This window comes from Aeromonas sp. SE22 (assembly GCF_038739755.1).
Taxonomy (GTDB): Bacteria; Pseudomonadota; Gammaproteobacteria; order Enterobacterales; family Aeromonadaceae; genus Aeromonas; species Aeromonas jandaei.
Genome location: NZ_JBCGFD010000012.1, coordinates 1 through 18,737, shown reverse-complemented (window position 1 = coordinate 18,737; position 18,737 = coordinate 1). Strand labels below are relative to the sequence as shown.

At 56.9% G+C, this 18,737-nt stretch carries 14 protein-coding genes; 8 read left to right on the top strand and 6 right to left on the bottom strand.

Annotated features, from left to right (window positions below; genetic code table 11):
* Positions 1–33: 33 nt before the first annotated feature.
* A complete protein-coding gene (locus AAHA39_RS16315) occupies positions 34–936 on the bottom strand; it encodes a cation diffusion facilitator family transporter (RefSeq protein WP_043851622.1) in 903 nt (300 codons plus the stop codon).
* A gap of 466 nt (positions 937–1,402) precedes the next feature.
* Here AAHA39_RS16315 and AAHA39_RS16310 point away from each other — a divergent pair, with 466 nt between their 5' ends.
* Positions 1,403–1,528 carry a hypothetical protein gene (locus tag AAHA39_RS16310; protein ID WP_019445191.1) on the top strand — a complete coding sequence of 42 codons (126 nt, stop codon included), beginning with the start codon at positions 1,403–1,405 and terminating at the stop codon, positions 1,526–1,528.
* A 228-nt stretch (positions 1,529–1,756) separates the two neighbouring features.
* Here AAHA39_RS16310 and AAHA39_RS16305 read toward each other — a convergent pair whose 3' ends face one another.
* Positions 1,757–2,335, bottom strand: coding sequence for a single-stranded DNA-binding protein (locus tag AAHA39_RS16305; protein ID WP_033116044.1), 579 nt, complete (start codon positions 2,333–2,335; stop codon positions 1,757–1,759).
* 370 nt (positions 2,336–2,705) lie between these two features.
* Here AAHA39_RS16305 and uvrA point away from each other — a divergent pair, with 370 nt between their 5' ends.
* The 5 genes from uvrA (at position 2,706) to AAHA39_RS16280 (ending at position 12,068) form a co-directional block, all read left to right on the top strand.
* Entirely contained in the window at positions 2,706–5,534 is a 2,829-nt protein-coding gene (uvrA, locus tag AAHA39_RS16300) for an excinuclease ABC subunit UvrA (RefSeq protein ID WP_320655840.1), read from the top strand.
* Between the two features lie 111 nt (positions 5,535–5,645).
* A complete protein-coding gene (locus AAHA39_RS16295) occupies positions 5,646–7,319 on the top strand; it encodes a sensor domain-containing diguanylate cyclase (protein WP_320655841.1) in 1,674 nt (557 codons plus the stop codon).
* A gap of 445 nt (positions 7,320–7,764) precedes the next feature.
* Positions 7,765–8,364, top strand: a complete 600-nt coding sequence (locus tag AAHA39_RS16290) for an OmpW family outer membrane protein (protein WP_201909204.1) — start codon at positions 7,765–7,767, stop codon at positions 8,362–8,364.
* Between the two features lie 225 nt (positions 8,365–8,589).
* Positions 8,590–10,569 carry a HAMP domain-containing methyl-accepting chemotaxis protein gene (locus tag AAHA39_RS16285; protein ID WP_320655842.1) on the top strand — a complete coding sequence of 660 codons (1,980 nt, stop codon included), beginning with the start codon at positions 8,590–8,592 and terminating at the stop codon, positions 10,567–10,569.
* A gap of 8 nt (positions 10,570–10,577) precedes the next feature.
* Entirely contained in the window at positions 10,578–12,068 is a 1,491-nt protein-coding gene (locus AAHA39_RS16280) for an ABC transporter substrate-binding protein (RefSeq protein WP_320655843.1), read from the top strand.
* Positions 12,069–12,120: 52 nt separating this feature from the next.
* Here the strand turns inward: AAHA39_RS16280 and AAHA39_RS16275 are convergent, their stop codons facing one another.
* Positions 12,121–12,921, bottom strand: coding sequence for a GNAT family N-acetyltransferase (locus tag AAHA39_RS16275; RefSeq protein WP_320655844.1), 801 nt, complete (start codon positions 12,919–12,921; stop codon positions 12,121–12,123).
* A gap of 334 nt (positions 12,922–13,255) precedes the next feature.
* Between AAHA39_RS16275 and metF the strand changes: the two genes are divergently transcribed.
* The gene (gene metF, locus AAHA39_RS16270; protein WP_005341548.1) at positions 13,256–14,152 is read left to right on the top strand and encodes a methylenetetrahydrofolate reductase; all 897 of its coding nucleotides are present in this window, start codon (positions 13,256–13,258) and stop codon (positions 14,150–14,152) included.
* A 60-nt stretch (positions 14,153–14,212) separates the two neighbouring features.
* Here the strand turns inward: metF and AAHA39_RS16265 are convergent, their stop codons facing one another.
* Both AAHA39_RS16265 and AAHA39_RS16260 read right to left on the bottom strand, forming a co-directional pair.
* Positions 14,213–15,283 carry a DUF3103 family protein gene (locus AAHA39_RS16265; RefSeq protein WP_201968261.1) on the bottom strand — a complete coding sequence of 357 codons (1,071 nt, stop codon included), beginning with the start codon at positions 15,281–15,283 and terminating at the stop codon, positions 14,213–14,215.
* 120 nt (positions 15,284–15,403) lie between these two features.
* Positions 15,404–16,579, bottom strand: a complete 1,176-nt coding sequence (locus AAHA39_RS16260; RefSeq protein WP_320655845.1) for a benzoate/H(+) symporter BenE family transporter — start codon at positions 16,577–16,579, stop codon at positions 15,404–15,406.
* A gap of 121 nt (positions 16,580–16,700) precedes the next feature.
* Here AAHA39_RS16260 and AAHA39_RS16255 point away from each other — a divergent pair, with 121 nt between their 5' ends.
* On the top strand, positions 16,701–17,270 hold the full coding sequence (locus AAHA39_RS16255; protein ID WP_201968263.1) for a helix-turn-helix domain-containing protein: 570 nt from the start codon (positions 16,701–16,703) through the stop codon (positions 17,268–17,270).
* Positions 17,271–17,279: 9 nt separating this feature from the next.
* Here AAHA39_RS16255 and AAHA39_RS16250 read toward each other — a convergent pair whose 3' ends face one another.
* Positions 17,280–18,476 carry an NnrS family protein gene (locus AAHA39_RS16250; protein ID WP_201968264.1) on the bottom strand — a complete coding sequence of 399 codons (1,197 nt, stop codon included), beginning with the start codon at positions 18,474–18,476 and terminating at the stop codon, positions 17,280–17,282.
* Positions 18,477–18,737: the final 261 nt, after the last annotated feature.

The following is an 18,737-nucleotide window of genomic DNA, read 5'->3' as shown; positions in this document are numbered from 1 at the left end:
ATTCGCGACTTTTTCCTGTCCGTTTGCCGCATTTCAGCTGAGAGTGAGCTGCGCTTCTGTCAGTGCCTCATCCGGTTCGACATGGATCAGCACGATGGCGTGGGGCAGCTCCGCCATGATGGCGTGCTCGATCCGGTCGCAGATATCGTGGGCTTCACCAATGCTCATCTCGGGCGGCAGGGTTAGGTGAAAGTCGATATGACGACGACGACCGGCACGGCGACTGCGCAGGTCGTGGAAGCCGCTGGCGCTCGGACAGCATTCGGTGATGATGCGGCTGGTCATAGCCAGCTCTTCCGGGCTCATGCTCTCGTCGATCAGGGGCTGGAAGGCCTCATTGAGCATGCCGATCGCCTCTCTGACGATAAACAGGGCAACCCCGATGGCGACCAGCGGGTCGAGTATGGCGAGAGAGTGGCCAAACAGACCGGCCAGCCAGATCCCGCCAAGGCCGACCGCAACACCGGCAGAGGTGAGCACATCCGCCTTGAGATGCAGAGCGTCAGCTGCCAGTGCAACCGATTCCTCTTCCCGGGCCACCTTGTAGAGGTAGGCTGAGACGCCGCTGTTGACCAGCGCCGAGATCACCATCACCAGCACACCCCAGCCGATGCTCTCGATGGCGGTTGGTTGCAGGATTTTGTCGACCGCCTCGAAGATGATCCAGCCCGCGGCGAGCAGGATCAGCAGTGCTTCGATGACGCCGGAGACGTTCTCTATCTTGTCGTGGCCATAGGGGTGGCGATCATCGGGAGGCAGATCGGACTTTTTCACGGCGAACAGGGCGATCAGGGCGGCCACAAGATCCATGGCGGAGTGGATGGCCTCCGAGATAATACTGACCGAGCCGCTGGCAAATCCGGCTACCAGTTTCATGGTGATCAGGCTGATATTGGAACAGACCGATACCATGGCTGCTCTGGTTTTTCTGCTCATGAGACTATTTCCTGAATAAATAGCTGACTTTCCGATGTGGCCGGCCATTATATAGAGTTGTTCGGAAATAACCTATTCAGGGTTGTAACTTCATGTTTCCGGTGATATTGAGAATGCTTATTAAAATTGTGGCGCTTAAATGCATTGAATATTTATAAACAAGTTCCTTCTCTGCCTTATTTTATTATTCGCTCATTTTTCATGAGGTTGTTCTGAGAATATCAGTGGAACAACATTTAATAATGCGAATAACTCTTTTTTGGTCTTTCATGCCAGCCTCATTCCCCTGCCTGGAACAGGGGCTTTATGAGACGGAGAATGAGGCTGGATCCGGACGCATATGGGGGGTATGCTGGGTCTGGTGATGGTCAGGTGCCATCGCATATAGCGTACTGAAGTTGATGATTCGGATGACATGCTGGCTCCTTTGAGGAACCAACTGTCTGGGTAACATTTTTGGAGTTTGATGATGAGTAACAAAGAACATCACAACGGCAAAGATGCCAAGAAAAAACCGCAGATGTCACTGAAAGAGAAACGCGAAGCCAAACGTCAGAAAGCAGAACTGAAAAACGGCAGCGCAATGAAGTAACGCTCCCTTACTGCTGTTCCTTCGGAGCCAGTACAAAGCCAGCCTGTGATGGGCTGGCTTTTATGTTTCCGGCCCGCGGACAATGCCGTGATTATTCCCCCCGAAACAGCAATCTTTTGGTATCCATCCCTGACGGGAAATAAATCGGTTTTCTCCAGAACAGTGACTGCTGTGATATGGATATAAAAAAGCCCTGATTAATCAGGGCTTTTTTGATCTTGCGACGACTTAGAAGGGGATGTCGTCGTCGAAATCCATCGGCGGCTCGTTGTAGACCGGCGGGGCAGACTGGGGCTGCTGGGCCGGACGGCCGTAGCCACCCTGCTGCTGCATGTTTTGCTGCGGGGCTGCGGCCGGACGCTGCTGGTTCATCGGCTGCTGCATGGCTTGCTGCGGCTGACCCCAGCCACCTTGCTGGCCACCCATGTTCTGGCCCATGCCCTGACCGCCTTGCGGACGGCCACCCAGCATTTGCATGACGCCGGTGAAGCTGTCGACCAGTACTTCAGTGGTGTAGCGCTCCTGACCGCTCTGATCTTGCCATTTGCGAGTCTGCAGTTTGCCTTCGACATAAACTTGGGAGCCTTTCTTCAGGTACTCGCCAGCCACTTCGGCCAGCTTGCCCATGAAGACGACGCGGTGCCACTCGGTGCGCTCTTTCTGCTCACCGGTCTGCTTGTCGCGCCAGGTTTCAGAGGTGGCCAGAGTAATGTTGGTCACAGCACCGCCACTCGGCATGTAGCGTACTTCCGGGTCTTGCCCGAGGTTACCGATCAGAATGACTTTATTGATGCCTCGACTGGCCATAATCTCTCTTCCACCTTTATATTCCGGTCAGGCAAGGCCTGGACCCACTAAATAAGTTACCGCGCTTTTTTCATGACCATGTCGTTATCATATTGAACAGCATGGTTTTTCTATAACCGTTGCAGCAATCAGAGTGCTCGTTTCGCATGTTCTGATTCAGGTTTAGCCCCCAATAGTAACAGTTGATCACTCTGCGGGCGAGCGCTTGCTGGTGTGGATTGAGGGCAAACTCGCCGCCTTGGTCAGGGTGTGACGAAGGGGCTATCCATCGTAAAAAAGGATAACGGCGATAGATAATGCCTGTCTATTCATCCAGTAGTCTCTATGCCATACTGACTCGCTCAGGTTTCTGTATCGAGCGTGCAACAAGATGGAAAAGATCGTGGTCCGGGGTGCTCGCACCCACAACCTCAAGAACATCAATCTGACCCTGCCCCGCGACAAGCTGATCGTGGTCACCGGCCTCTCCGGCTCGGGCAAGTCCTCTCTGGCGTTCGATACCCTCTATGCCGAGGGGCAGCGCCGCTATGTGGAGTCGCTCTCCGCTTATGCCCGCCAGTTCCTCTCCCTGATGGAGAAGCCGGACGTCGACCATATCGAGGGGCTCTCGCCCGCTATCTCCATCGAGCAGAAGTCCACTTCCCACAACCCGCGCTCGACCGTCGGCACCATCACCGAGATCTACGACTACCTGCGTCTGCTATTCGCCCGGGTCGGTGAGCCGCGCTGCCCGACTCACGCCATTCCGCTCGCCGCCCAGACCATCAGCCAGATGGTGGATCAGGTGCTGGCTCAGCCGGAGGGGAGCAAGCTGATGCTGCTGGCTCCGGTGGTGCGCGATCGCAAGGGGGAACACACCAAGCTGCTGGAAAATCTGGCGGCCCAGGGTTACATCCGTGCCCGCATCGACGGCGAGGTGTGTGATCTCTCAGATCCTCCGACTCTGGAGTTGCACAAGAAGCACACCATCGAGGTGGTGGTGGACCGCTTCAAAGTGCGCGATGACCTTGCCTTGCGTTTGGCCGAGTCGTTCGAGACGGCACTGACCCTCTCCGGCGGCATCGTACTGGTAGTGCCGATGGACGGTGAAGAGGGGGTTGCCCCTATGACCTTCTCCGCCAACTTCGCCTGTCCGGAGTGCGGCTACTCCATGTCTGAGCTGGAGCCTCGCATCTTCTCCTTCAACAACCCGGCCGGTGCCTGCCCAACCTGCGACGGCCTCGGGGTGCAGCAATATTTCGATCCCGCCAAGGTGATCGGCGATCCGGCCATCAGTCTGGCCAATGGCGCTATCCGCGGCTGGGACAAGCGCAGCTTCTACTACTTCCAGATGCTCAAATCCCTCTCCGAGCACTACAAGTTCGATCTGGAGACGCCGTGGGAGGATCTGCCACTCAAGACCCAGGAGGTGATCCTGCGCGGCTCCAGTCGCACCGAGATCGAGTTCCGCTACATGAACGATCGCGGCGATGTGGTGGTGCGCAAGCACCCGTTCGAGGGGATCCTGCACAACATGGAGCGGCGCTACCGGGAGACCGAGTCCAACTCGGTGCGCGAAGAGCTCTCCAAATACATAGCCAACAAATCCTGTACCAGCTGCGGTGGCAGCCGGCTGCGGGAGGAGGCGCGCCACGTCTTCGTCGACAACCGCAACCTGCCGGCCATCGCCGAGCAGTCCATCGGTGATGCGCTGGCCTTCTTCGAAGGGTTGAATCTGACCGGCCAGCGCGCCCAGATTGCCGAGAAGATCCTCAAAGAGATCGTCGAGCGGCTTGGCTTCCTGGTGAACGTGGGCCTCAACTACCTGAGCCTGTCGCGCAGTGCCGAGACTCTCTCAGGCGGCGAAGCGCAACGCATTCGACTGGCCAGCCAGATCGGTGCAGGTCTGGTGGGGGTGATGTATGTGCTGGACGAGCCCTCCATCGGCCTGCACCAGCGTGACAACGAGCGGTTGCTCAAGACCCTCACTCACCTGCGTGATCTCGGCAACACGGTGATCGTGGTGGAGCACGACGAGGACGCTATCCGCCTCGCCGACCATGTGCTCGATATCGGCCCGGGAGCCGGGGTGCACGGCGGTGCCATCGTCGCCCAGGGCACGCCGGAAGAGATCATCAATAATCCCGAGTCACTCACCGGTGACTACCTCTCCGGTCGCAAGCAGATCGCCATTCCCGCCGAGCGGACTCCGCTCACCGGCAAGTGGTTGAAGCTCAAGGGGGCGAGCGGCAACAACCTGCGCAACGTCAACCTGGATCTGCCGATTGGGGTGATGACTTGCGTCACCGGCGTCTCCGGCTCTGGTAAGTCGACCCTGATCAACGACACCTTGTTCCGCATCGCTCACCGCGAGTTGAACAAGGCCACCGAATCCACCCCGGCGCCCTATCGCAGCGTGGAAGGACTGGAGCATCTGGACAAGGTGGTGGATATCGACCAGAGCCCTATCGGCCGCACCCCGCGCTCCAACCCGGCCACCTACACCGGCCTGTTTACCCCGATCCGCGAGCTGCTCTCCGGCACTCAGGAGGCGCGTTCCCGTGGCTATCAGCCGGGCCGCTTCTCCTTCAACGTGAAAGGGGGGCGCTGCGAGGCCTGTCAGGGGGATGGGGTCATCAAGGTGGAGATGCACTTCCTGCCCGATGTCTACGTGCCGTGCGACGTCTGCAAGGGCAAGCGCTACAACCGCGAGACGCTGGAGGTGAAGTACAAGGGCAAAAACATCCACGAAATCCTCGAGATGACGGTGGAAGATGCCCGCGAGTTCTTCGATCCGGTGCCGGCGGTGGCGCGCAAGCTGCAGACCCTGATGGATGTGGGCCTCTCCTATATCCGCCTCGGTCAGTCGGCCACCACCCTGTCGGGCGGTGAGGCGCAGCGGGTCAAGCTGGCGCGGGAGCTCTCCAAGCGGGATACCGGCCAGACCCTCTACATTCTGGACGAACCGACCACCGGGCTGCACTTCCACGATATCCAGCAGCTACTCAAGGTGCTGCACCAGTTGCGGGATCGCGGCAATACCATCGTCATCATCGAGCACAACCTGGACGTCATCAAAACCGCCGACTGGATCGTCGATCTGGGTCCGGAGGGGGGCGCTGGTGGTGGCCGCATTCTGGTGACGGGGACCCCAGAGGAGATTTGCACCAATAAAGAGTCTCATACAGCACGCTTTTTACGGCCCCTGCTGGAGAGATAAACCGTTATAATCGTGGGGCCTTGGGCCCCTTTTTTATGATGAAAATCGGGAGCGTGGAGGTTTCGGGCGGTGCGTGGCATCGCAGCATCACTGCAATGGATATGTCGGTTTATGGCTCAGGCTTCGCGCACCATCGATCATCAGTTGGCTTACTCCATGTTTCCTGTCTGGCTGGGCGCCATCTTGTTGCTGTTGATCGTGGTGGCTTGGGCTCAGGTGCCAGCCGCCAACCGCATTGAAGATCAGCGGATGAGAGAGCATTTACTCCGGGTTAGTCGGGTGGTGCAGGCCGATCTGGCCTCGCTGAATGCCTTGAGTCGTGACTGGGGGCTTTGGGATGATAGCTACCGCTTTATGGCCAGCAAGAAGCGCGCTTACATTGAATCCAATCTGCTCAATGACATGACGATGCAGGACTTCAGTCTCAATCTGATGAGCTTCATGGATCTCAATGGTTATGAGGTCTGGACCCGCACCCTGCTGCCCGATGCCCCCGGTGTCAATCCGGGTCAGTTTCCTTACTTTCTAGACGAGTTGAAAAGAGAGCTGAGAGAGCAGTCATTGGCGCTGGGCGGAGGCAATCTGCACGGGATCCGCTCTTCCCAGTGGGGGCCTCTGATGTATGCCTGGCAGCCCATTCGGGATAGCAAGGGGGCATCCACGTTCAACGGCTTTTTGCTGCTCTTGCGTTGGCTCGACAAGAGCTATCTTGGCGAGGTATCGGATCGCACCGCTCTGCCGCTGGCCATTACCCATATCAATACAGATCTCTCCGCTTCGTTTACGCCGCTGGGGCCACAAATGACCTATCGCCTGACCAATCTGGGTCTGGCGCGTCTTCGGGGAGAGGTTCGCCTGTTGAGCAGTGAGCGTCACCCTGTGCTGACTCTGCAAATCGAAGAGGAGCGGACGGTTTTGAGCGGTGTACTTGAGGGGGCCCTCTGGACCTTCGTTGGCATGCTGGTTATCAGCTTCATCTGCGTCACCATCGCCATGTCCCGCTTGAAGGCTATCGTACTGACTCCCCTGCAGCAGTTGGTTGCGACGTTGCAGCGCTTTGGCGATAAACCGGATGCAGGCTTGATCCCGGAGATCGACAGCAGTGTCGAGATGGCCATGCTGAGCGGCAAGTTTCGAGAAATGGCCAGCAAGGTGAGTGAACAGCATGATCAGCTGCTGGCGAGATCGAACCGGATGGAAGCGGCCGCTTTCACCGATCCGTTGACCCGCTGTTTTAACCGACGTTATCTGGATGAGTGGTTGCGATCCCATGTTGCGACCCCTTGCCTGTTGCTACTGCTCGATCTCGATCACTTCAAACGGATCAACGATGAGCTGGGGCACGATATCGGTGATCTGGTGCTGGGTCAGCTGGCCGAGTTGCTGCGTAAACTGGTCGCTGGCGAGAGTGAGCCTCTCGTCAGGTTGGGGGGAGAGGAGTTTCTGCTGCTGTTGCAGGTAGAAGATGAACAAGAGGTGGCCCTGCGTGTCGAATACATCCGCCAGCGCATTGCTCAGCACCGTTTTGGCCGTGAGGAGCTGCCACTGTGGTTGACGGTTTCCGCGGGATATTGCAGTTACCCGCTGCATGGTGCGATGCTGAATTCATTCTGGAGCCATAGCTTCAAGCTGGCCGATATGGCGCTTTATCAGGCGAAACAGGGGGGCCGCAACCAGTGGCGAGGTTATTCGGGGAGAGTGCCTGATGGTGTTGTTGGTCACTCCGCTGAACAGCTCGCGCATAGCTTGCTGTTAACCGAGCAGATGTCAAAGAGTCGCGGTTAACCCTGACGAACGAGCACTAGGTAGGCTATCGCGAACATGAAACCGAACAGGATAAAGAGAAAGGAACCTATTCCCCAGATGGCAGCAAGTATGGCTCCCACCTTTTGCCACCGAGACTGATTCTTCATAAATAAACCATTACTTCCTGATAACTTGTGCGCCGCAAAAATACGCTTTTTTACATTGATTAACAACAAGGCGCCGAGGGGAATTGCCCAGATAAGGTGAGATTGAAATGCATCTTAATCAAAGCGGTATTGTCATCAAGGCGACGCAATCGAGGTTTTTGGCTTTCCGAGAGGGGGATGAAACGAACCGCAAAGATGTCAGCGCAATCAATTTATTTCTGTGCAACCTTTGCTCCAAGTCAATAACTTTGCATTTACAAGGATCTATAGTCAGCAGGCTTACAGCATCAAATGAAAACAAAAAAAGGGATTACGTGATGAAAAAATTACTTCCTCTGATGATTGCCGCTGCAGTGACCTCTCCTTTCGCCATGGCCCACCAGGCTGGCGACATTCTGGTTCGTGGTGGTGCCGCGTTTGTCTCTCCGCAAGAGAGCACGTCTCCGATTGACCTGACCATCAATGACAATATGCAACTTGGTTTGACACTGACCTATATGGCTACCGATAACTTCGGTGTTGAACTGCTGGCTGCAACTCCGTTCTCCCACTCTGTGAAACTGGGTGATACCGAAGTGGCCAAGGTCAAACACTTGCCGCCGACTCTGATGGCGCAGTACTACTTTGGCGATGCCCAGAGCAAGGTACGCCCGTATGTCGGTGTCGGTGTCAACTACACAACCTTCTTTGATGAGAAGGGCCGTGGCCCACTGGCAAATGACGATATCAGTCTGGACAGCTCTTGGGGTGTTGCAGGGCAAGTGGGGATCGATATGGCTATCACTGACCGCTGGTTTGTGAACGGTTCTGCCTGGATCATGGATATTGATACCGACGTTCATACTCAATCCGTTGGTACTATCAGCGCTAAGATTGACCCGATGGTCTTTATGGTTGGCGCAGGCTACCGTTTCTGATGATCTGATGCCGACGGCCCTTTGCTCTGGGGCCGTAGAAAATAGCAATGTACGTCTCTTTCAGCCCGGCTTGTGTCGGGCTTTTTTGTCCCCGCAATTGCCACTGATTGTGATCCAGCCCCATACAAATCAATTAAATACCCAAACCTGGTTTCAGTAATTAGCCACCCCCGCCGATAGTGACTATGTTCACTTTACCTTTCCCCAATGAGTGAGGATGTCTCCATGGGTTTATCTATTGTGCAGCGGATCATCGCAGGATTCGTGTTGATGCTGCTGTTGCTGATCCTGCTTGGCGTGATCAGTACTTTCAAAATCAAAGGGATCAACGAGGGTCTATCGGCTGTCTCCGATCGGGCAACGCCACTGGTCGTCGCCGTCGCGGGTCTCAAGGGGGCGTTGCAGGATAGCAACCGTTGGGTGCTGATCTACCGTACCAGCGAAGAGGGAGGTCAGCTGCCACAGCTGGCCAGCCAGTTCAAAGAGCAGCAGAACCGTTTTGCTCAGCTCAGTCAGGAGATGGGCAAATTTACCGACGTGGCGGATGCCCGAGCCCGTTTTCAGCAGGTCGAAAATGCAACTCGCCAGTTCTACTCGCTGGCGGATCAAGTGCTGGCCCAGCATGGCCAATGGGTCAGTGCGCTGGATCAGCGCCGCAAGCTGGAGATGGCGTTTATCCGCCTCGAAGATACCTACCAGTGGGCTGCCGACTTGCTGCTGCAACAGACGGCCAGCAAACGCTCCATGCGCAACAAGGCTGAGCTGATTACCTCTGGTATTGCCCGTGATTTGAAGAACATTCGCCGTGCCGATGCCAAGACCGACCTGAACGAGTTGGAGAAAGTGCTGAGCAAGGATATCGAGATGGCCCGCAAGCGGCTGGATCGGGTGCTGGTACCTGATGATGTGAAAGCCCGTTTCGTCGCCAATCTGGATCGGATGCAGGAGCTGGCACTTGGCCCGCAGGGCCTGCTGGCCACCATGCGTCAGGCCCAGCAGCTGGAGTTGTCACTGGCAAGCCAGAACCAGCAGCTAGATGCCAGCTTGATCAACAGCCTGAACCTGCTCGATGAGATGGGTAAATCCGCGAGCGCAATTGCCAGTGAAAGCCGGGTCAATGCCGATGCGGCGGTCACCAGCGCCAGTTTCTGGATCCTGGTGGTTGCTGCCATCTCTGCCGGTGCAGCACTGGTGATTGGTTATACCACCACCCGCAGTATTCAGCGGCCGTTACAGATGATCGACAAGGAGCTGAGCTACATGGCGGCCGGTGATATGACCCGCCGCATCAACTATCGCAGCAGTTGCGAGTTTGGCAGCCTCTCCCGATCTATCGATACGCTGGCGGGCAAGACCGGGGAGCTGCTCTCCCAGATCAATGCGGCTTCCCGCCATCTGGTGGATGAGGCGAGCCGGGCGGCCGAGATTAGCGAACGCGCCATGTCGCGGGTGCAGGAGCAGAAGAGCCAGACCGATCAGGTCGCTGCAGCCATCACCGAACTTGAAGTGAGTGCGACCGAGGTTGCGCGCTCCACTGATGGTACCAAGCGCGAGGTGGATCTGGCGGATGAAGAGGCCCGCAGTGGCCGCCAGAAAGTGGCGACTACCCGCCGAATTACCGAACAACTGGCCGGAGCCATGGAGGAGGCCGTTGGCATCACCTACAAGCTGGGCGAGTTCAGCAACAATATTGGCAGCATTCTCGATGTGATCCGCAGCATTGCCGAACAGACCAACCTGCTGGCGCTGAACGCCGCCATCGAAGCCGCCCGGGCTGGCGATGCCGGTCGCGGCTTTGCGGTGGTAGCTGATGAAGTGCGGGCGTTGGCCAATCGCACCCAGACGTCGACCGAGGAGATCCAGGCGATGATCGAGAACCTGCAGAGCTCCAGCAAGCATGTTGTCGAAGTAATGGGGCGCAGTCAGGAGCAGACCCAGAACTGTGTCGAGCAGACTCGTGAGATGGATAGTGCACTGCAATCCATCGCCGATCGGATGGGGGCCATCAAGTCGATGGCGGATCAGGTGGCGCACGCCGCTCAGGAGCAAATCTCGGTCAGCCAGGGGGTGGCTCGCCATATCTCGGGTATTGCCGAGGTGGCGTACGAGACGGAGCGCGAGGCGCGTGAGTCAGCCAGCAGCAGCGAAGTGCTGGCCGACCTGGTCGCCAAACAGCAGCAATTGATCGCACATTTCAAGGTCTAGGAGGGCTTATGTCTAAAAAGTGGATTGGAGCCCTGAGTCTCCTGTTGTGTGGCCAGTTGATGGCCAGTGAGTTGGTGATAGAGAGCTGGCGTACCGATGACAAGGCATTGTGGGAACAGAAGATCATTCCGGCATTCGAAGCGTCACATCCCGGTATCAAGGTAAGTTTTCACCCTGTTCAGAACGTCAACTACATGCCGACCCTGTGGGAGAATCTGAAAGGGGGCAAGGCCGGTGACCTCATCACCTGCCGCCCGTTTGATGATTCGCTGGCGCTATTCAAGGCGGGTCATCTGGCCGAGCTGACCGAGATGGCGGGAATGGAAAACTTCCCGAGTTTTGCCCAGTCACCCTGGCAGACTGACTCCGGTGCCCAGACCTTCTGCGTACCCATGGCCTCGGTGATCCATGGCTTCTTCTACAACAAGAAGATTTTCAGCGAGCTGGGACTGGCCGTACCGCAAACTCGTGATGAGTTCTTTGCTGTACTCGACAAGGTGAAGGCGGATGGCCGCTATGTGCCGCTTGCCATGAGTGGCTCCGAGAGTTGGGTTGCCTCCGAACTGGGTTTCCAGAACATCGGTCCCAATTACTGGAAGGGTGAGGATGGGCGACTGGCGCTGATTGGCGGACAGGAGCGGCTCGACAACCCGCAATACGTGAAGGTGTTCGATGAGCTGGCTCGCTGGCACGACTATCTTGGCGAGGGGGCCGAGAGTCGCGATTATGCGACCAGTAACGAGCTGTTTACCTCCGGCAAGGCCGCTTTCTATGTTGCAGGCTCTTGGGAGATTGCACCTTTTACCGGCAAGGTTGATTTCGGCGTGATGCGTCCGCCAGTGGCGAAACAGGGAGATGGCTGCTTCTTTACCGATCACACCGACATCGGCATGGGGATGAATCCGGCCAGCAAGAACAAAGAGGGGGCAATGGCTTTCCTGCAGTGGCTGACAACCCCGCAGTTTGCCGAGCTCTATACCAACTCGCTGCCGGGATTTTTCTCCCTCTCCAACCACTTCTTTGATGTCACCAATCCGGCGGCAAGGGAGATGATGGGGTGGCGCGATCAGTGTGACTCGACCATTCGCGTGGCGACCCAGATCCTCTCTCGTGGTACTCCCAAGCTGGGGGATGAGCTGGCGGAAGTGAGTCAGGCAGTGTTGCTCGGCAAGCTGGAGCCCAAGGCTGCCGCAGAGCGGTTGGAGAATGGCCTCAAGGGATGGTATGCGCCCCATCAGGGCAACAAGGCCAAGGGGCAGGATTGTCAGTGTGATGCTGTCGCACCGGCTGCGGTAGTTTCCGCGGCCCCTGCAACGACCGACACTCCTGCTGCACCTGCACCTGCACCTGCACCTGCACCTGCACCTGCACCTGCACCTGCACCAGTGGCATCGGTTGCTCCTGCTCAGCCAGCGTCGTCTGCTGCCGCGCCACAACCTGCACCCCCCCATGAGGTGGAGCAGGCGCTCTCCAAAGAGCTGGAGGCGCCTCAGCAATAGCGGAGTTTGTAAAAGGAACGGGAGGCATCAGCCTCCCGTTTTTGTTGCCATCCTACCGGGTTTCATGGGGCCAGCGGCAGAGGCTGCCGATGCGAGCGACCGGAGTGAAACCCAGCGAGCGGTAGATCCGCTGTGCGTGATAGTGCTCGTCGGCCACTATGATTAGCTGTTCGACGCGAGTCAGCCCGTGTTGGGCAACCTGGCTCAGCAGTTGGCGGCAGAGCCCCTGATTACGCCATTTCCGGTGAGTTCTCACCAACTGAAAGCGCCCCAATTTATCGGTAAAGAAGAGACCGCAGCTGGCAACCAGTTGCTCATCCAGCCAGACCCCCCACCAGTTACCCAGTCCATCGGCGATCATTGCCTGATAGAGCTCGCTGCGGGAGTGAAGGTAGGAGAGATAACTCTCCTTTGAATGAGCTTCATCTCGCTCATGGAGCTCGAAGTCGATCCACTCCTGCCAGTCAGCAGGCTTGAATGCACGCACTTCGGCATGGGAAAGAGCGCTATCGGACATTTGCCAGCCATCCTTGTCGAGTGCCAGAACAACGCACTCTAGATACTGATATCCGGTAGTGACGAAGCCGGCGACCCGGCTGTTCTGCCCTTCGGCCAGTGGCCACTGGAAAGTTCGGTGCTGGATCCTGGGATCCTGGCCAATCAGCTGATCGAATGCGGCTTCCAGCCATCCTTTATCCCTGTCACTGGGGGGAGAGGCAAGCAGCAGATAGTTGCCAAAGTAGTAGTCGGGAGCATCCGGAGTGTGCACGGCCCAGAACTGCTCGTGCCGGGTGACCTCGCCCTGATAGCGATCAAACAGCAAGTCAGTGGCAAAGCCGGGGTGGGTATCCATGATGGTGCTCCTGCGAAGATTCAATCTTTTATCGGCAGGTGCAGGAAGAAGTAGATAAAAAGGGGCCGGAGAATTGATTCTCCGGCCAAACAATCACACGCAGATTCAGAACGTCCAGGACGATCCGTCGTCTATCATAACTCGCTCGGGATAATTTTGGGATGATGAGTTCCGCTTAGTCGTTGATTAATTTGTAACGATGAGTTTCATCTGACGGTGTTTGTGAAATGACAGTTGACTTTATATTGCTTTGCTCATAAATATAGAGACGTTTAGACGTCCAAACATCCGTTTTGGCGTGCGTAGATGGATTGCAGGACAGGGAGAAGAGCAGATGGGATTTCACAGTGCACGTCAGGTTGAAGCGCTCAACCAGAGTCTGGCAGATTTGAATGGCGATATATCGGTCAGTTTCGAGTTTTTCCCGCCCAACAGTGAAGGGATGGAAAACACGCTCTGGCAGTCCATTGAGCGACTGAAAGTGCTGGAACCCAAGTTTGTCTCCGTGACCTACGGCGCCAATTCAGGTACCCGGGATCGCACTCACAAGGTGATCAAGGATATCAAGGAGCGCACCGGCCTGATTGCCGCGCCCCACCTGACCTGTATCGATGCCAGCCGCGACGAGTTGCGTACCATTGCCCGCGACTACTGGAACAGCGGTATCCGCCATATTGTGGCACTGCGTGGTGATCTGCCTCAGGGGCTGGAGAAGCCCGAGATGTATGCCACCGATCTGGTTGCCCTGCTCAAGGCTGAAGCTGATTTCGATATCTCGGTGGCGGCCTATCCGGAAGGCCACCCGGAGGCGAAGAGCGCCCAGTCGGACCTGCTCAACCTCAAGCGCAAGATCGATGCCGGTGCCAACCGAGCGATTACCCAGTTCTTCTTCGATGTGGAGACCTATCTGCGCTTTCGGGATCGCTGCGCCGCTATCGGTATTGATGCCGAAATCGTGCCGGGGATCTTGCCGGTCTCCAACTACCAGACCCTGGCCAAGTTTGCCGGCTTCACCAACGTGAAGATCCCGCGCTGGATGCATCAGCGTTTTGAAGGGCTGGAGAACGATCAGATGACTCGTAATCTGGTAGGTGCGAGTATCGCCATCGATCAGGTGCGGGTGCTGAGTCAGGAAGGGGTCAAGGATTTCCACTTCTATACCCTGAACCGATCCGAATTGACTTATGCCATCTGCCACACCCTGGGGGTGCGACCGAAAGGTCAGCCGTAACCGCCAGAGGGATAAAAAAGCCAATGAGTTGCTCATTGGCTTTTTTGTTATGGCGACCCGTCAGGGTCTGGTCGGAGCGATCTCTTTCGGCTCGAGATCGATCACCGCATTGCCTGCCGCTCCCGGATACTGGTGATAACTCTGGTCCTGCTCCAGGGTGTAGAAGGTATCCAGATAGTCATCGTCGTTGGTCATCCAGGAGTCGGGCAGCGCCTTGACGATACGACCGCCCAAATCGAGGAAGGGGAGTCCCTCCGGCACTCCGCCAGCGGTAAAGCCGAGCTTGAGCGCCTCAATCAGCAGGTCGGCCAGCTCCTTGTAGTTGACGTTGTCATCCTGCTCCATCATCACGATATCAACCGCACCCCAGCGGTAGCGATCCCAGTAAACCAGGATCTGGTTGGGGGTGTAGTCGGTATTGTCATAGTCGAGGTAGGGCATATCGACGATATCGACCACGGGTTCATCCCGACTGGGGTTGACCCCGGCGACGACGGCATAAACCTCGGCAGCACCGAGCAGCCATGGCTCCTGATCATCTTTCAGTCTGATCTTTTTCAGGATGCTGGTTTTGAGCGGTGCAGTGCTGGCAGAAGCCTTGGGTTGGGGGGCTGCCTGCATATCGGCCGCGGCAAACGCCTTGCGCATCACCTGCAGACCGGCATTTTTGGCTTTCACCGGATCGGCTTCGACCACGAGCACGGGTCGGGCCGGTGCCTTGTCGACATCCAGATAGACCGGATTGCCGGCGCTGTCGAACGCTTCGATGGCACTCCAGCTCTTCTCATCACCGCTTGGGACATAAGCGACCAGCGGTTCAACCCCCTGTTGCAAGGCGGCAGCCTGTTCCGGGTTGGCCAGTCGCAGCTGCATCAACTGCTTCACTTCCCCGTTGAGCCCTTGTCGGGCGATCGCTGCCTGATTGGCATCGGTTGCTTGCCGTTTAAGGCGGGTGGGCGCTTTCTTCAACAACTCTGGTAGCGGGCTTTGGTACTGAGGATTGCTTACCAGAGGCAGCAAACTCTTCTGTTGTAGCGCGAGCTGGCGCGCCAGCTCCCGATCCGTATCGGCAGCCTGGACGCTCGTGGCGCCCAGTATGGCCAGCAATAACAAGACAGCCTGATTTTTCATTTTTATTCTCCGTTATATGAACCTGACAGGCGGCAAATTGGGAAGAAGATGCCGCCTGATGCCACTAGATTAAAATTAGTTTCAGTTGTGAACTATTTTGTACGGAGAGTGTGGAATGGTTCACGGTTTGTGATCCAATTGATTCCTTTGTCGATAAATTTGGATGCCATAGAGCCCCATGCCGATGAGCAGTCCCCAGCAGGCGGCAGCGATGCCGAGCAGGTTGATACCGGAAGCTGTGATGATGAAGGTCAGCAGGGCGGCCTCACGGGCATCATCGTGTTGCAATGCGGTGTGCAGGCTGCTGCCGATAGTGCCGAGCAGGGCCAACCCGGCGACACAGGTCACCAGTGTCGCCGGGAAGGCAGTGAACAGCGCCGCCACCGTGGCCCCGAAACAGCCGGTCAGCAGATAGAAGCAGCCAGCCCACACTGCCGCGGGCCAGCGCCGGTTGGCATCCGGATCCACCTCTTTCCCCATGCAGATAGCAGCAGTGATGGCCGCCAGGTTGAAGGCGTAACCGCCGAATGGAGCCAGCAGCAGACCGGTCAGGCCGGTCCAGGTGATGAGAGATGAGGTGGCGGGTTGATAGCCGTGGGCCCGTAAAATGGTAATGCCCGGCATGTTCTGGGAGGTCATGGTGACGATGAACAGTGGCAGAGCGATACCGAACATGGCACCAAGGGAGAACTCTGGCCAGGTCATGACCGGGCCGGCCAGTTGCCAGTGAATGGTGTCAAGCCGCAGTTCTCCTCTCAACAGGCAGATGAGGATGCCGACTGCCAGCACCAGTACCATGGTATAGCGTGGCCAGAGATGGCGGCCGAGCAGGAATGCCAACAACAGGCTGCCGAGCAGCATTGGATCTGCCGGGGCGACTTTGAACAGATCCAGCCCGAATTTGAGCAGTACCCCGGCAAGCATGGCCGCTGCCAGCTGGGCGGGGATATGACGCATTAGCCGATCGAACCAGCCGCTGATGCCGCACAGGGTGATCAGCAGGGAAGAGATAATGAAGGCGCCGATGGCCTCGGCCAGGGTGAAGTTGCCCAGGCTGGTGATGAGCAGGGCGGCCCCCGGGGTCGACCAGGCGGTCAAGACGGGGATGCGGTAATAGAGGGAGAGGCCGATGCAACTGATGCCCATGCCGATACCCAGCGTCCATAGCCAGGATGCGAGCTGGGCTGCATCAGCCCCCGCTGCCGTGGCTGCCTGAATGATCAGGATGACCGAACTGGTATAACCGACCATCACGGCGATGAAGCCGGCGACCAGATGGGGAAGGGCAAAGGGCATATAACGTCCTTGTGGGGTTGTGGCGGTTTGTGCGTTATTACGTACAATATTGCACCAGACTATATCGATGTGCGTTATAGCGCACAAGGCAATTAATGCTGGCGCAATTAAAGAGGCAGTCATGCAAGAGGTGAATCAGCATCTGGCACAACGTCTGAAGGGTTTACGCAGTGAACTGGGCTGGAGCCTGGATGTAGCGGCGCGAGAGACTGGCGTCAGCAAGGCGATGCTGGGCCAGATTGAGCGAGGGGAATCGAGCCCGACGGTGGCCACTTTGTGGAAGATCGCGACCGGATTTCGGGTCTCCTTCTCCAGTTTCATCGAGCCTGCGCCTGCTGCGCAGAACGAGGTGCTCTACCGCACCGCCGATGCGATTCGCCAGCAGCCGGCGGGAGAGGGTATGCAGGTTGCGCCTCTCTTTCCTTATGAGAGGCGCTTTGGATTCGAACTGTTTGAGCTGACTCTGTTGCCCGGTTATCAGCGAGAATCAGAACCCCATGAACCCGGGGTGACCGAACATGTCATCGTCATCAGCGGCCAGATGGAAGTGCTGGTGGATGGAGAGTGGCGTTCCTTGACACAGGGAGAGGCGGTGCGTTTTGCGGCTGATCGCCCTCATGGCTATCGCAATCAGGGGGTGGCCCCGGCTATCTTCCACAATCTGATCCACTATCCGGCCAGCAGGTCTTGAGCTGGTGGCTCAGCCAGGTCGCCCATCTGCACGAGGGCTGGTCAGTATGGGGGCATAGACCCAGACAAACAGACCATACGCCAGGCTCCATGCCAGGCCGCTCAGGTTCCAACCGTGCAGGGTATAGGCAGGCCAGAATAGCGGGATCAGGACCCTGAGTAGGGCGGCCATGATCACCAGCGCGAACGCGTACTGGATCCTGCGCCCCACCTGCAAGGCCCGGCCACTGTGACCAAGGGAGACCCGGGCTATCATCCCCAGGATCATTGTTCCCATGCAGCCAGCACTGAGCAGATGGCTGGCCAGCGACAGACTGATGGGCAGGCCGGCTACCAGAGCACCAAGTGCGAACAATCCAAGTGGGATAAACAGGTAGGCGAGGTGCAGCGACCACAAGAGAGGCTGGCCAAGAGTGGACGGCAGTCGCCAACGCAACTGGCGCCACAGATGCAAAACGGCCGCCACTATATATAGAGGGAACATATAGATGCTGGTGGTCCACTGTGTGGGTAGCAGCAGCCAGCTCACCAGGGTGAGCCACAGCGTGGCAAGGGCTGCACGCTCCAACCAGAGAATAGGAACAGCTTTTTCCATCCCGGTAGCTCTGGCGGTAAAGAAGGGGATGACTCGTCCTCCCATCACTGCGATCAGGTTCGTAAACAAAAGCACAGCGGTAATGAACAGATGTTCCATATCTGGCCACTGTGCCTGCCACAGCCAGCTGGCGGCGTTGAGCAGGGTCAGAACAACCAGCAGAGGCACAAAGAAGAGGTTGCGCCATTGTTTAGTCTGCACGATAGGTTTGGCCAGATACCAAGCGCAAAGCGGCAGCCAGAGCAGGTCTGCCGCCATCAAGAAGGTATTGTGTTCGCCCAGCCAGGGTAGCAAAGCTCTCGGCAATGCCCACAGCACTACGATCAGCACTAGCGGCCAGCTTCTAACCCCGGGGTGAGCTGTCCAGTTTTGCACTGCGGTCAGCAGAAATCCTGCAACAATTGCTGCTCCGAAGCCAAACAACATCTCGTGAGCATGCCACCAGACGGGATTGTCAATCCCCGGCAGGACGAACCAGCCATTGAGCTGCCCAAGCCAGCCCAGCATTGCCAATGTTGAGAACAAGGCGCCGAGCAGGAAGAAAGGCCGAAACCCGAGGCGGAACAGAGGAACAATTTTCTCCTCTTTACGGCTATCCAGGATTTGATGCATGACGAAACCTTAATTGAACATTTTAAAAGTTAATTATAAATTGGCTTTTCAAATGTTCAATTAAAACCGATGTGTTGATAAGGGCAAGAAGTGAGAGTGCTGTGATAAACCGTGGCAGATAGCCTGATTTTGCTATCGCGGTGCCTGTAGCAAGCTGATTTCGCCGGTTAAATATGCTGACTGGTGGCTTTATGAGCGAACGAGCGGCGAAAGCCATCTTTTTGCAATTATCCGCTTGCCAGAACGAATTCACTCCCTATA